This is a genomic window from Acidovorax sp. 56 (assembly GCF_002749705.1).
GTDB lineage: Bacteria > Pseudomonadota > Gammaproteobacteria > Burkholderiales > Burkholderiaceae_C > Acidovorax.
In genome coordinates this window covers 1021034-1035032 of the sequence record NZ_PEEV01000001.1, presented here as the reverse complement: position 1 = coordinate 1035032, position 13999 = coordinate 1021034, and the positions used below count along the sequence as shown (strand labels likewise).

Below are 13999 nucleotides of genomic sequence, written 5' to 3'. Positions count from 1 at the left end.
GGGTTTGAAAAAGCCCGGCGCTTTTTTTATGACCCATCCATCTGCTAGCTGCTCAGTTCGGCGTGCTGGGCATTGCTTAGGCAAGCCGTTTTCGTCCCATTTCGATTCTTGGGAAGCTTGGTGACTTTCTTTTCTCCTGCCGATAGCACAAGCCTCCCCATTTGGGCACTCGGCAGTACCTATCCCTAATTTGCGACGGACCGGACCGCCGGACTGGTGGTAGACAATGTTAAATTATTGTTGCAGCGACATGGATTTATGTTTACAAGGGGACTGCCTGAACCTATTTTGTGGCGCTGGCGCGCAAGGTAGACGTCTGGCAGGGTTCTGAGGCCTTTTCGTACTGATGGATCACCGTGCATGAAGTGTCCGCCCATACTCAACGCAGAGTCCGAGCGCTTGGAGGCATTGGCCGACCACGGCCTGCATAGCAAGAAGACGTTGCCCAGCTTGGATCCGGTCGTCCGAATTGCGGCCCGTATGTTCGGCATGCCAATGGCTGCGGTCAACATGATTGGTGATGACCATGTTTTTTTTGCCGCCAGCACCGGCTTGAATGCGGGCGTCGACATGAGCCGCGATGTTTCGTTTTGCGCCCATGCGATTGCGCAAACCGGAGTGATGGTGGTACCGGATACCCTGGAGGATTTACGATTTCACGACAATCCTCTGGTGACTGGGTCGAATGGTGTGCGCTTTTACGCAGGCGTACCTTTGTTTTCCCCTGATGGCCATCCTATGGGGGCACTTTGTGTGCTGGATACCCAGCCTCATCGGGACTTCACCAGTGACGACCAAGAACGCCTGCATGAGCTTGCGCGCATGGCTTCGGATCGATTGGAACTGCACCGGATCGAAATTTATTCCGAGCGAACACGACCGTCGTTTGAGGAATACGCGGGCAGTTCCGCAAGCCCTGTGGCATGGTTTGACGATCAGGGCAGCATTATTGCGATCAACACAGCCGCAGCGTTGCTGCATGGCTACCACCCGTCCGAATGCATTGGCAGGCCTTTGGAGTCCTTGCTATCAGTACAAGAGCGTCTGCGGCTTCGTGAAGGGATGGAGCGCGCGATGCAGGTGGGTTCGCTAGAGGGCATTGACATTCCGACTGAGGTGAGAGGCCTGCGCAAGGATGGCACAGAGTTTCTGCTGGGCTTATCGCTGTTTTGCTGGCGTCACCAAGGTCACTTGCGTTTTGAGTCCGTGCTTAAGGATCTCACTGTGCAAAGGCATGAGGAAGCTGAGTTGCGCCGATTGGCCAATATCGATGCATTGACAGGCTTGGCCAATCGAGCTTGCTTTTACCGACGCATCCAGGAAGTGTTGCTGGTCCCTTCGCCTGCCGCCGTATTGATCGTGGATCTTGATGGCTTCACAGACTTGAATGACACATTGGGTCCGGTGATTGCCGATGCAGTTCTGCAGAAAGTTGCGCAGTTGCTTGCGACGTTTGCGGGACACGAATTGCATCAGGCTCATCTTTCGCAAGGGCCGATGGCTGCACGCCTCGGCGGCGATGAGTTTGCGCTTCTTTGCCCAGGAGTGGAGTCTTTGGAGGCTGCCCACTTGTTGGCGCAACGGGTCCTCGATTGCATTCAACAGGCCACCGTTGAAGAGCACGAGTTGCATCTGAGCGCATGCTGTGGGGTCGCTCTGGCACCCTTGCACGCGCATGAAGCCTTGGAATTGGTTGGCAATGCGGACTTGGCGCTACATGAGGCCAAGCGCAATGGCCGCGGCCACAGCTTCATCTTTGTGCAGGCACTGCGCATGCAGGCGGTAGCTCGGCACCTGTATGGAATAGAGCTTCATCGTGCGGTGGATCAAGGCGAGTTCGTGCTTTTCTACCAGCCGCAGGTGAATTTACGCGACGGCTCATTGGCTGGGGCTGAGGCATTGATTCGCTGGCAACACCCGCAACGTGGGTTGCTGGCGCCCGCCGCATTCCTTCCCGCGTTGGAGGAAGGGCCCCTCGCCGCCAGGGTGGGGGCATGGGTTTTAGATGAGGCTTGTGCTCAAGCCGCGTTCTGGCGGCGCAATGGGGCACCAATGCTGCGGATGGGCATCAACTTGTTCAGCGCACAGTTTCGCGTGAACGATTTGCTCAAAGATGTGAGCGAAACGCTTATGCGCCACGGTCTTCCTCCAAGCGCTTTGGAGCTGGAGGTCACGGAGAATGTCGTGCTGGACCAAGATGCAGTGGTCCTTGATACGCTGCGCCGCCTGCGCAACCTTGGTGTGGGACTCTCATTTGACGACTTCGGTACCGGCTATGCGTCGTTAAGTCTCCTGACCAGCTATCCCATCACACGCATCAAAATTGATCGGGCCTTTGTGCAAGGGATGCTCACTTCCAAACGAGAAGCGTCGGTAGTCCGTGCCATCCTTGATATGGCCCGCAGCTTTGATCTAGAGGCTATTGCAGAAGGGATCGAGACGGAAGCACAACTTGAAAGCTTGCGCCGCGAACACTGCAACGAAGGGCAAGGCTACCTGTTCGCCAAGCCAATGTCTGCCGCAGACTTTGAACTGGCCTATGGCCTCGGCTTAACACGTTTAGCGACTCGCCGCTGAATGCGTGCGAGAGGTCAACCACACATGTCTATTTGGGCACGTTAGTGGCCCCAAACACAAAACCTGTCTTCAACCCACTGCGCGTCTGGCTTGAGCCAAGCCCAAGCCCCATTAACGATTCTGTTTTCAGGTTACGGAGATTATTTTGAAGATCAAGGCCCATCGTGCGCAGCGGCCAATGGGGTTGCTGTTACGCCGTTGGCTTGGCTGCGCTCAATCCTTGAGATTCACCCCCAGATTGCCCAGCTTTTTTGCATACGAGTCTCTGCGTTTTGCTGCCTTTGCAGCTGTTTCGGAGGCGGCTTGGATTGCCTTGGGCCCCTTATCCGCAGCAGCTTTGATCAATCCGAACTTGTGAGCGGCATCTGCCTCGGCCCGCTTGAACGTGGCGATGAGTTCAGCATGGGCAATGGGTGGATTCACAGTGGCTCCCATATCAATCAGCGTTGTGATTCTTCAATTTTGACGTTGGCGCGAAGCAAGGCGGTTCTTAATTCGCGAGTGGCAGGTTTGGCAATATCCACCTTTTGAACTGCCAGGTCGAACGAAGAGCCAGGCTTGATGCTGGCGGGCAGTATCTTTTTGGCTGGAAGCTTGGCAGGGTAGGTGCCTTTGCCCGGGCACATGCGAACGGAAAACCCGAATTCTTCGAGCAGGCCTTTCGCATACAGCTCCGCCAATTGGTGAAACGATACGAATGTGGAGCGCTTTACGTCTTTGAGTCCGGGCTGGCTGACGTCGCGAACGAGCTCGAATTTGCCAAGTGAATCGCGCTGTGTATCTGTAAAAGGATGCAGCAAGAAAGTTTGACGAACGCCATCCTTTTTGGACACCAAAGTGTGCTCGACGGCAATATCGGTTAACAGCATATTTTTCCTTGCTTTTCAAGCGGCAGCTTACACAGCCGCATCAGTTCCATCAGTTGCCATCCCACCCAAAGTCGCAGATTGTGTTTTCAGACCGAGCCACTGGGGAGCCAATGTCCCTTCAGATGCGAAGTACTCGAAACGGACAAAACGCGCCCTATGAACAGGTTCTAAGGGCGGCCAAAACAACCCGACGAAGCGGCCCAGGCTAGGCGTTGCGTCGCTGGCAGTGCGAGCGGTACGACAAGACGGGACAACGACTCCAGGAGGGAGTTAGCCGCCATAAGGGCCGGGACTTTAACTGAACGACTGCACATGGCAGATCCGTATGGCACCGGGGCAGATTGCTTCGGGTCGAAAACTGCCTGCCCATGGGGGCGACTGAAAGTCCGAAACCAGCCTGCGACGCAACGCCTAGTCAAGGCCGCTGCGCTGGGTTTTGTTAGCCGCCCTTAGTCAATCTGCACCACCTCAAACTGCTGTCGGATGGGCGCGACCTGTAGCAATACCTCATCACCCACGCATTTGCCCAGCATGGCCCTGCCCAGAGGGGCTTGGCTGCTGACGACCTGAATGACCTGAGCGCCGCAGGCCAACTTCATGCTGCCTCCATCCGGGCCGAGAAAGAGCTTTTGCTGCGTTCCCTCGGAATCGACCAAGCAGACCAGTGCGCCGAGCTGTATGCCTTGGCTGGGGTCGTAGGGGCGGGGGCGGAATTGGCGCCAAGTGGCCATTGCCTCGCGGATGGCTTCGGCGCGCCGAGCTTGGCCAGCGGCCAAGTAGGCCGCTTCGAGTCCCAATGTGTCGTATTTGTTTTCGGCGATGTTTTCTTCGTGAGTCGCGGTTTCATGAGCCGTCCGCGTTGCCTGCTCGGCTTGCAGCAGGTCCTCGGCGAGCCGCGCCAACACATGCTGTTGAAGCAAAAATTTATCCATGGTGAAGGGGAGATATCTCGAAAAAGCGGGCGGTAATTCTTGATTGTGAAGGGCCCCACAGCCTTCGACGCTTCTGTGGGCTGCCGGTTAAGGATGTCCTGCATAACTCCCTGCGGACGTTGATAGCACGGCTGCGGGCGGTCCACTGCGTTGCTTTTCTTGCCAATAGCACGGCTATTGGCAAGAAAAGACGCCTTGTGCCCCATCCCGACCCGCACTATCACTGCCTCGCGAGAGGTATGCATGACATCCTTAACTTCAGCTATGGGCCCGAAGCTCTTCCGGGCGCTGCAGGCCATCAATTTTGATGAAAAGTGCTGCCAGCGGTTTCTAGATGAGCGCTGGCTGCTATCAATTTCGAAGCTCGTGACTTGGGCGCGTGCGCTGCAATCACTTCATCTCAACCGCCCGGATGGCACTCTGTTTCCCACGGTCACTTTGTGCCCGGGTTTCAGGAACGCGGGCCTTGCGCCCCTCGGCGGGCTTGCCGTGGTCGTGCTGTTTAGCGCGGCAGAGGTCGCCGTCAACATGGCCACAGCCCGCAGATTCTTTGGCGGCCCCTGTTTTTCTTTATCAATCGCCTTAAGTCTCTATAAAACCTTAGGACGCATGGATGCCATGATGCGGCTGGCTTCAGCCCCCAGCATTTCGATCTATCCACACCCATGCCATTGACGCCACCCACTGTCCTCATCCTCGCCTCCGGCCGTGGCGAACGCTTCAAAGTGTCCGGCGGCACAGTGCACAAGCTGCAGGCCTTGCTGGCGGGCAAGCCGGTGTTGCAGCACACGCTGGATGCCGTGCGCGCCAGCGGTTTGCCGTGGCATGTGGAAGATGCGGGGCACCCGGGCATGGGCGATTCGATTGCCGCTGCAGTGCGCCACACGGCCAACGCTGTGGGCTGGCTGGTGTTGCCGGGCGATTTGCCGCTGGTGCAGCCCGCCACGCTGCAGGCCATGGCGCAGGTGCTGCTCGATCAGCGTGCCGTGGTGGCGTGGCCGGAGTTTGCGGGTGAGCGGGGGCACCCGGTGGCGTTTGGGCGGGATTGCCTGGAGGGCTTGCTGGCTTTGTCTGGCGAGAAGGGCGCCGCGCCCGTGGTGCGGCACTGGGCACAGCAGGGGCGCGGGCTGGCTGTGCCAGTGCAGGACGAGGGCGTGGTGACAGATATTGACACCGTGCAGGCGCTGGAACGGGCTGAGGCGTTGTGGGCGAAGACTCAGGCGCAGCCAGCGCAGCGGGGTGATGGCGAGGGGTGAGTTTGCGCAGAGGTCAGCCGAAGAAGGCCTCGGCTGATGCGTTCATTGCCACCCAGGCGGGGGCGGTTCAGCAGACCCCGGCGGTCTGCGCAGCGGGCTCAGGAGCAGCGCCAGATGCCTGCTGACTTGGTGCAAACGCGGCCATCTCCAGCGGTGATGGAATCTGCATTGGTCTTTTTGTAAACGGCCCCGGCATCGTCGTAGCAGAACCCGCTGTCGCAGTGGGTAATGACCGGGTTGGCTTTCACAATCACCTTGGGCGGCTCTTGCATCAGCGGGGTGTTGGTGCCGCAGGCGGCGTTCACATTGGCGATGGCGGCATTGGTGCGCATGCGTTTTTCGTCTTGCGACAGGGTTCGAATGCTGGACACGAACTCCATCTCTTTCTGCGCACTTTTGCAGGCCGGTGTGGCGGCAAGGGGCGTTTGGGTGCTGGCTTGGCTGGGGGAGGAGGGCGGTGCGTCTTGCTGGGCGCGCTCGGCCGCTTGGGCCCGGTACTTTCTATCGGTCGCGGCGTCTGCGTTGGCGCGCTCCTGCGCAATCTCTGCCGCGCTTTTTTGGCGCTCGACCAGTTTGCTGGTTTGCCCTTCGGCGCAAGGAGCATCGGTGTAGATGCTTTGGCCTGCTGCGTTGGTGCAGCGATGTACTTGGGCTTGGGCTGTCGAGATCATGACCGCGCAAATGGCGATTCCCATCAGTGTGCTTGTTCTCATGGTTCCTCCTGTACCGAGTGCAACGTTTGAGCCCCTGTGTGCGCTGACCGTGTACGGAACTTTGGCGCATAAAAAAGCCGCTGCAAGGGATGGCGGCTTGGGGTCAGGGTTGCGACAGGGGTGATGGGGCGCCTGCCATGCGGCAGGCCATGGCACGGCTCTGCTGGATCAGTAGGCCATAGTGGTCGAAGTTTGCGGGAGATCCGGGGCATCCGGTGGCATGCGGGCGGGATTGCCCGGAGGGCTTGCTGGGCTTCTCTCGCGGCACGGGGAGCAGCGAGGCGCTGATTTCGAGTGGATATCAGCCGAAGAAAGCCTCGGCGGGTACGTTGACTGCAGTGCTGGCACTGAGCTGGTGGCGTGCAAGGTATTGGCCGACCAGTGCAAAGCCTACTGAATACCCGCAGTGGCGAGGGATTGATTCTGCAGGGCTACCGAAAAACCATGCTGGGTGGTTGTACCAAGGCGCGTCCAGCACAGGCAGCATCCGCTGCGTCATGGCGCTGATCTGCTCGGCGGTGAGGGCTGTGGCGTAGAAGGGCGTATGACCCATTGCCTCCACTTCAAAGCGGCAGGCTAGCCCTTCTGATACCAATGCTGTTCGCAGCGTGCGCCCGTAGCCGACCGAGCGTTCTCGCATGCAGTGGTGCACTTCGTGGGCAAAGAGCGCGGGCACTGCGGTTTCGATGTGTTCTGGCAGATGAGGGTTGTGGGGGTCAATCTTCATGTGCAGCAAATGCCGCCCCTCGGCAAAGCCATTGACGCCCAGCTCAGGAATGACCGCATCGGTCGCGTAGGTCACCACATCCAGTTGTGTGAGTGGGAGCAAGGTGGCGACACGGTCTGCGGCTGTGATCAGTAGCTCACGCAGTTGCGGCAGCCAAGGTGCCAATTGCCCGCCTGCGTCAGGAAAGTGGAAGTGAAGGCTCAAGGAAGTGTCCTGAAAATTTCGGGCGGCTGATCAGAAGACGCTCTTTCGAGTCCCACCTCCCCAAAGCCGTGCTGCGGCGGCTTTGGGAGGCTCATGGGGTTTGCGGTTTATTGGGCCGCAATCACCGCACAGGCCAGCCGGGGCCCGGCGTTGCCGGTGGGCTGGGTTTTGTAGTCGTCAGGGTCGCGGTGCACGATGAGGCCGCGGCCGACGATGTTGTTGTCGGTGCTGCCCACACGGATGGTGCCCGATTCAAAGCTGAACTTGGCCACGCCGTTGGCGTCGGCCTTCAGGCTGGGCAGGTCGCCGGTGTGGTGCTCGCCCATTCCATGGTGGCCGTGCGATTTGCCGCCGGGGTTGAAGTGGCCGCCTGCGCTCATGCCGTCGCCGCTGCTGCAGTCGCCTTTTTCATGGATATGGAAGCCGTGCTCGGCACCGGGCTTGAGGCCGGTGATCTCGCCGCTCACCTTCACCACATCGCCACTTTGCACAAAGCGCACGGTGCCGGCGGTGGTGTTGCCTTTGGTGGCTTGCAGCTGGGCGCTGGCGCTGGGGCCTGCGGTGTAGCTGGCGCAGCCCGCCAATGCGGCCATGGCCACCGAGGCCAAAACAAAGCCAAAGCGAGGGTTCATAACAAGCTCCTGAAGTAAGAAGAATGGGGAAACGCAGGCATTGTGCAGGCTATGGGCTGCGGGTGGCAGGGCAGCGCCAGGGTTTGTGTAGGCGAGGTGAGGGGATTTTCATAAAATACTGTATAAAAATACAGTTAACATGCGCTGCATGCACCCGACGGGCGCACAGCCACCACCCCCACCGAGTCCACCCACCATGTCTGCCTTATCGATTGCGCCTTTGACGGCGCCCCTGCGCGGTGCGTTTGCCAAAGGCCCTGTGCAACTGCCCGGGGTGTGGCTGGGCAACCAGCTGTGTGATGCCATGGCGTCCAGCGCGGGGCAGGCCACCCAGCCCACCGGCCATGCAGCGTTGGATGCGCAGCTGCCCGGCGGCGGCTGGCCTGTGGGGGCGTTGACTGAAGTGTTGCAGCCCGAGCCCAGCCGCCACGCCTGGCAGCTGTTGCAGCCCGCCCTGGCACATGCCACGGCGGCGCGGCCAGGGGCGGTGGTGCTGGTGGCGCCACCGTTTGAGCCTTTTGCCCCCGCCTTGCAGGCCGCCGGGCTGCCGCCCGAGCGCTTGTGCAAGGTGCAACCCGGGCCTACTCAGGCGGGCAGCACAGCCACCACCGCACTGTGGGCCACAGAGCAGGCCTTGCGCTGCCGCGATGTATTGGCCGTGGTGGCCTGGCTGCCGCAGGCGCTGCCCGAGCAGTTGCGCCGCCTGCAGCTGGCTGCTGCGCACATGGGGCAACTGCTGTGGGTGCTGCGCCCGGCCCGTGCGCGCCAGCAGGCATCGCCCGCGCCGCTGCGCTTGTGGGTGCAGGGCGATGTGGGTGCGCCGCTGGCGATGCAGGTGCAGGTGCTCAAGCGCCGGGGGCCGCCGCTGGCGCAGCCGGTGGTGCTGCCCGGCGGCTCTGCCCGGCTGGCGCAGGTGCTGGCAGCAGCGGCGGCGCGCAGCCAACAGCGGCGGGGGCTGGGCCTGCCGGTGCCGGTGGTTGCCCCGGTGAAAGTGCCCGTGACGGTAGTGCTGCCGGGCGATGCGGCCGCGGGATGGAAAGGGGTGGTGCATGCACTGGATCGCGTGGCCGTGCCTGCCGCCGCCTGACGCCCGCTCTGCAAGTTCTGCAGGTGCGGTCAGTGCTGTGGTGCCGGGCCTGCCCGGCACCGAGGCATGGTGGGCGCTGCGCTTTACCCCCCGCGTGGCCCGGGTGGACGAAGCCTTGCTGCTGGAGGTATCGACCACCGAACGCCTGTGGGGCGGCCGCGCAGCCCTGCTGGCGCAACTGCACGCCAATGCCCCGCCATGGGGGGATACGCCTAGCGGCGATACGCTGGGCGCCGATGTTGCCTGGCAGGCGGCTCGGGCAGGGCCAAAGGTGGGGGGCGCACAGGCCGCATCCATGCCCTGTGCGGCACTGTCTGCGGCACCTTTGGCCACGCCATTCACCACCCCCTTTGCCGAAGGCCCCACCGCCTTCCAGGCCTTGGCCCTGCTGCGCCTGCAACTGGCGGCGGAGGCCGGTGCGGTGGGCGGGCAGCGCACGGCGCCCCATGCACACCCAGCGCGCCACGCCATGCCCCGGCGCGTGCCGCACGACCTGCCTCTTCACACCCTGACGGCGCTGCGCCCCCATGTGGCCAGCCTGGCGCGCATGGGGTGCAACACCTGGGGCCAGTTGCGCGCCTTGCCGCGCGATGGGGTGGCCCGGCGGCTGGGGGCGGCCGCGCTGCGGGCGCTGGACTGCGCCTACGGCGACGCCCCCCACCAGCACACCTGGCTGGAGCTGCCCGAGGTGTTTGCCCTGACGGCCGAGCTGCCCGCGCTGGCCACCTCGGCCGATGCGCTGTTGTGGTCGGCCCACGCCTTGTTGCAAGCCCTGCAGGCCTGGTTGCAGGCACGCCAGCAGGGCGTGCTGGCGCTGGAGCTGGCCTGGCACCATGACCTGCGCAAGGTCGATGGCAAGCCCGTGCCCCCCTGGCAGGCGCTGCCCGTGCGCACGGCCCAGCCCACCCAGGCCTTGGCCCACCTGCGCCGTTTGCTAGCCGAGCACCTGGCCCGCACCCTGCTGGCCGCGCCCGTCAACCAGATCGCACTGCGCGCGCTGGAGACCGCGCCTATGCCGCACGCCAGCGCCAGCCTGCTGCCCCCCACAGGGCGTGACGGGCGCAGTGCGCAAGACGATGCCCGCAGCGAAAGCTGGCACCAGTGGGTGGAGCGCCTGTCAGCCCGCCTGGGGCCAGAGCAGGTACAGTGCGTGGCCCTGGTGGCAGACCACCGGCCCGAATGCATGCAGCGCTGGCAGCCCGCCAGCCAGGCCTTGGCGCTGGGTGGGGCGGTTGCAGGCTCGCAGGGGCAGGGTGGTGGGCTGCCAGCGTCTGGGCCCTGCGCCCTCCAGGCCCCCGACGCTAGCCTGTGGCCCACCTGGCTGCTGCGCCCGCCGCAGCGCCTGACGGTGCAGGGCAGCCGCCCGTGCTACCAGGGCCCGCTACGGCTGCTGGCAGGCCCGCACCGGCTGGAGGCGGCCTGGTGGGAGTCCGCGTTGAGCGACCCAACCGCTGATAGGGCGGATGGCCCTGACGCCGCAGGCAACGCCACCCCGTCCCATGGTCCAGCCCCTGGCCTGGTGGTGCGCGACTACTTTGTGGCCCACAACGAGCGCGCTGGGCATGTGTGGGTGTACCGCGAGCGTTTGTCCCAAACAGCCCCATCGGCCCAGGCCCCCACAGATGCAGGCATGCCCACCCGGCAAGACCGCTGGTTTTTGCACGGCATTTATGGCTGAACGCGCTGCCCACCTGCCATTACATCCTCTGGCTGGCGAGCAGGCCGCTGCCCCCGCCCGGACGCTGCCCGACTACGCCGAGCTGCACTGCGTCTCCAACTTCAGCTTCCAGCGCGGCGCATCGCACCCGCACGAGCTGGTGGAGCGCGCCGCCGCGCTGGGCTACCGCGCGCTGGCCTTGACGGACGAATGCTCGGTGGCGGGCGTGGTGCGCGCCCATATTCGGGCCAAGGCGCTGGGGCTGCACCTCATCGTGGGCAGCGAGTTTGCGTATCCCGGGTTTCGGCTGGTGGCGCTGGCGCGCAATGCGCAGGGCTGGGGCAACCTGTGCCAGTTCATCACCACGGCACGGCGCAGTGCGGTCAAGGGGCATTACCAGATGGGGCCCTTGAGCGATGTGCGCCAGCTGCAAGGCTGCGAGCTGCTGCTGGTGCCCGAGCGCACGGCGCAAAATGCTATGAATTTGGTAGCTGTTAGCGCTTTATTAAAAAGCGCTAGAGCCCAATTTGGCTTGGATTTTTGGCTGGTGGCCGAGCTGCTGCTGGCCCCCGACGACGACCTGTGGCTGGCCACGCTGCAGCAGGCGGGGGCTGCGGTGGGCGTGCCGCTGGTGGCGGCGGGCGATGTGCACATGCATGTGCGCTCGCGCAAGCCGTTGCAGGACGTCATCACCGCCGTGCGCCTGGGCCGCCCCGTGGCGCAATGCGGCTTTGCGCTGCAGTCGCATGCCGAGCGGCACCTGCGCCAGCGCGTGCGGCTGGCAGGCATCTACCCGCCCGAGTTGCTGCAGGCTACGGTGCAGATTGCGCAACGCTGCACCTTCAGCCTGGACGAAATCAAGTACCAATACCCGCAAGAGGCCGTGCCCCCCGGCATGACGCCCGCCCAGGGCCTGGCCTGGCTCACCCACACAGGCGCGGCGGGCCGCTACCCCGAGGGCGTGCCGCCCGGGGTGCAGGCCCAGTTGGAGCGCGAGCTGGCGCTGATTGCAGGCTGCGAGTACGAGATGTACTTCCTGACGGTGCACGACATCGTGCGCTATGCGCGCAGCAAAGGCATCCTGTGCCAGGGGCGCGGCTCGGCGGCCAACTCGGCCGTGTGCTTTTGCCTGGGCATTACTGAGGTGGACCCCACCCGCTCGCACCTGCTGTTTGAGCGCTTCATCAGCAAAGACCGCAAGGAGCCGCCCGACATCGATGTGGACTTTGAGCACGACCGGCGCGAAGAGGTCATCCAGTACATCTACAGCAAATACGGGCGCGACCGGGCTGCCATTGCCGCCGTGGTCACCACCTACCGCACCCGCAGCGTGCTGCGCGACGTGGGCAAGGCCCTGGGCGTGCACCCGGCGGTGGTGGATGCGTTTGCCAAAGAGCACCAGTGGTTTGACAAGGAACTGGCAGGCCCCAAGCTGCAGGCCCTGGCCGCATCGCTGGGCCAGAGCCTGGGGGCGCACACCGCCGCGCTGTGGCTGGAGCTGGCGGGCGAGCTGCATGGGTTTCCGCGCCACCTGAGCCAGCATGTGGGCGGCTTTGTGCTCACGCAGGGGCCGCTGTCGCGGCTGGTGCCGATCGAAAACGCGGCCATGGCAGACCGCTCCATCATCCAGTGGGACAAGGACGACTTGGACGAGATGGGCCTGATGAAGGTGGACGTGCTGGCGCTGGGCATGCTCAGCGCGCTGCGCCGCTGCTTAGACCTGCGCGCCGCGCTGCGCGGCGAGCGCTGGCGGCTGGCCGACATCCCTGCCGAAGACCCACACACCTACGACATGATCTGCGCCGCCGACACCGTGGGCGTGTTCCAGATCGAAAGCCGCGCACAGATGAGCATGCTGCCGCGCCTGCAGCCGCGCGAGTTTTACGACCTGGTGGTGGAGGTCGCCATCGTGCGGCCCGGCCCCATCCAGGGCGGCATGGTGCATCCGTATTTGCAGGCGCGCGAGCGGCGGCGCCAGAAGCTGCCTTTGGTGCTGGAAAAGCCCGAGTTGATCGATGCGCTGGAGCGCACGCTGGGCGTGCCGATTTTTCAGGAACAGGTGATGCAGATCGCCATGATCGCCGCCAAGTTCTCTGCCGCCGAGGCCGATGCACTGCGCCGATCCATGGCCGCCTGGAAGCGCACGGGCGGCGTGCACAAATTTGAAAAGCGCCTGATCGACGGCATGGTGGACAACGGCTACGCGCTGCCCTTTGCCCAGGCCATCTTTGCGCAGATGCTGGGCTTTGGCGAATACGGCTTTCCAGAAAGCCACGCCCACAGCTTTGCCTTGCTGGCCTACAGCAGCAGCTGGCTCAAGTGCCACGAGCCTGCGTGCTTTCTGGCGGCGCTGCTCAACTCCTTGCCCATGGGCTTCTACAGCGCCTCGCAACTGGTGCAAGACGCCCGCCGCCACGGCGTGCGCGTGTTGCCGATTGACGTGAATGCCAGCGACTGGGACTGCACCCTGGAAGGCGCACCGCAGCGGTTGCAGCCCCCCCGGCCCATCCCTGGCGTGCGGCCCGCCGCCTTGCCCCAGCCTGCGGTACGCCTGGGGCTGCGGCTGGTCAGCGGCCTGCATGCCGATGCCGCAAAGCGCGTGCTGCAGGGCCGCGCCCAGGCGCCGCACCACCGCTTTGCCAACACCGAAGACCTGGCCCTGCGCGCCGGGCTGGAGCGGCACGACCTGCAGGCCCTGGCCGCAGCCGATGCGCTGGCCGCCTTGTCGGGCCACCGCCGCCAGCAAATGTGGGACGCCGCCGCCCAGCACCGCGCCCCTGCGCTGTTGCGCCATGCCCCGGTCAACGAGGTGCCGCTGGAGCTGCCCCAGGCGCCCGAGGGCGAGGAGATCGTCTTCGACTACGCCGCCACGGGCCTGACCCTGCGCCGCCACCCGCTGGCCCTGCTGCGCCCACGCCTGGCACGCTGGCGGCTGCTCACGGCCTTGCAGCTGCAAAGCGTGCCAAATGGCCGCACGGTGCGCGCCTGCGGCATCGTCACCGTGCGCCAGCGGCCGGGCACCGCCAAGGGCACCATGTTTGTGACGCTGGAGGATGAAACCGGCCCGGTCAACGTCATCGTGTGGCCGGGTTTGATCGAGCCGTGGCGCGATGCGCTGCTGCGATCGCAACTGCTGGCCGTGCAGGGTGTGTGGCAATGCGCGACGGGGCCGGTGCCGCCACCGGGCGGTGGGCAGGGCGCTGCGCCCGGGGTGCCCGTCGTGCGCCACCTGGTCGCCCAGCGTTTCAAAGACCTGACCCCGCTGCTGGGCCGCCTGGGTGGGGCGCTGCACGGCAGCCGGGACTTTCATTGATGCCACAGGCCACAGGCCACAGGCCACAGGGG

Annotated in this window: 12 protein-coding genes; 6 read left to right on the top strand and 6 right to left on the bottom strand. The window is 63.8% G+C overall.

What is annotated here, in order from left to right:
• The first annotated feature begins 360 nt into the window (after window positions 1-360).
• The gene (locus CLU88_RS04435) at window positions 361-2577 is read left to right on the top strand and encodes a bifunctional diguanylate cyclase/phosphodiesterase (RefSeq protein WP_099655556.1); all 2217 of its coding nucleotides are present in this window, start codon (window positions 361-363) and stop codon (window positions 2575-2577) included.
• A 213-nt stretch (window positions 2578-2790) separates the two neighbouring features.
• Here CLU88_RS04435 and CLU88_RS04430 read toward each other — a convergent pair whose 3' ends face one another.
• The 3 genes from CLU88_RS04430 to CLU88_RS04420 form a co-directional block, all read right to left on the bottom strand.
• The gene (locus CLU88_RS04430) at window positions 2791-3000 is read right to left on the bottom strand and encodes a hypothetical protein (protein WP_099658643.1); all 210 of its coding nucleotides are present in this window, start codon (window positions 2998-3000) and stop codon (window positions 2791-2793) included.
• 17 nt (window positions 3001-3017) lie between these two features.
• Window positions 3018-3446 (bottom strand): hypothetical protein, encoded by a 429-nt coding sequence (locus tag CLU88_RS04425; protein WP_099655555.1) that lies wholly within the window; start codon window positions 3444-3446, stop codon window positions 3018-3020.
• Between the two features lie 449 nt (window positions 3447-3895).
• Complete coding sequence (locus CLU88_RS04420) at window positions 3896-4378, bottom strand: GreA/GreB family elongation factor (protein WP_099655554.1); 483 nt, start codon at window positions 4376-4378, stop codon at window positions 3896-3898.
• A gap of 243 nt (window positions 4379-4621) precedes the next feature.
• On the opposite strand from CLU88_RS04420, the gene CLU88_RS04415 reads away from it, so the two are divergent.
• Together CLU88_RS04415 and CLU88_RS04410 are read left to right on the top strand one after the other, a co-directional pair.
• On the top strand, window positions 4622-5053 hold the full coding sequence (locus CLU88_RS04415) for a hypothetical protein (RefSeq protein WP_143225947.1): 432 nt from the start codon (window positions 4622-4624) through the stop codon (window positions 5051-5053).
• Window positions 5044-5634, top strand: a complete 591-nt coding sequence (locus CLU88_RS04410) for an NTP transferase domain-containing protein (protein ID WP_099655552.1) — start codon at window positions 5044-5046, stop codon at window positions 5632-5634. The genes CLU88_RS04415 and CLU88_RS04410 overlap by 10 nt, the downstream gene beginning before the upstream one ends.
• Before the next feature lie 98 nt (window positions 5635-5732).
• On the opposite strand, the gene CLU88_RS04405 is transcribed toward CLU88_RS04410, so the two are convergent.
• The 3 genes from CLU88_RS04405 to CLU88_RS04395 form a co-directional block, all read right to left on the bottom strand.
• On the bottom strand, window positions 5733-6347 hold the full coding sequence (locus CLU88_RS04405; RefSeq protein WP_099655551.1) for a DUF4124 domain-containing protein: 615 nt from the start codon (window positions 6345-6347) through the stop codon (window positions 5733-5735).
• Between the two features lie 301 nt (window positions 6348-6648).
• Window positions 6649-7278 carry a DUF2268 domain-containing putative Zn-dependent protease gene (locus CLU88_RS04400; RefSeq protein WP_099655550.1) on the bottom strand — a complete coding sequence of 210 codons (630 nt, stop codon included), beginning with the start codon at window positions 7276-7278 and terminating at the stop codon, window positions 6649-6651.
• A 107-nt stretch (window positions 7279-7385) separates the two neighbouring features.
• On the bottom strand, window positions 7386-7910 hold the full coding sequence (locus CLU88_RS04395; protein WP_099655549.1) for a superoxide dismutase family protein: 525 nt from the start codon (window positions 7908-7910) through the stop codon (window positions 7386-7388).
• 196 nt (window positions 7911-8106) lie between these two features.
• Between CLU88_RS04395 and imuA the strand changes: the two genes are divergently transcribed.
• Genes imuA through CLU88_RS04380 form a run of 3 tightly spaced genes read left to right on the top strand, consistent with a single transcriptional unit; the run spans window position 8107 to window position 13967 of the window.
• Window positions 8107-8997, top strand: coding sequence for a translesion DNA synthesis-associated protein ImuA (gene imuA / locus CLU88_RS04390; protein WP_099655548.1), 891 nt, complete (start codon window positions 8107-8109; stop codon window positions 8995-8997).
• The gene (locus CLU88_RS04385; RefSeq protein WP_233205371.1) at window positions 8960-10675 is read left to right on the top strand and encodes a DNA polymerase Y family protein; all 1716 of its coding nucleotides are present in this window, start codon (window positions 8960-8962) and stop codon (window positions 10673-10675) included. Before imuA ends, CLU88_RS04385 begins: the two co-directional genes overlap by 38 nt.
• The gene (locus CLU88_RS04380) at window positions 10668-13967 is read left to right on the top strand and encodes an error-prone DNA polymerase (protein ID WP_099655547.1); all 3300 of its coding nucleotides are present in this window, start codon (window positions 10668-10670) and stop codon (window positions 13965-13967) included. The genes CLU88_RS04385 and CLU88_RS04380 overlap by 8 nt, the downstream gene beginning before the upstream one ends.
• Window positions 13968-13999 lie beyond the last annotated feature (32 nt).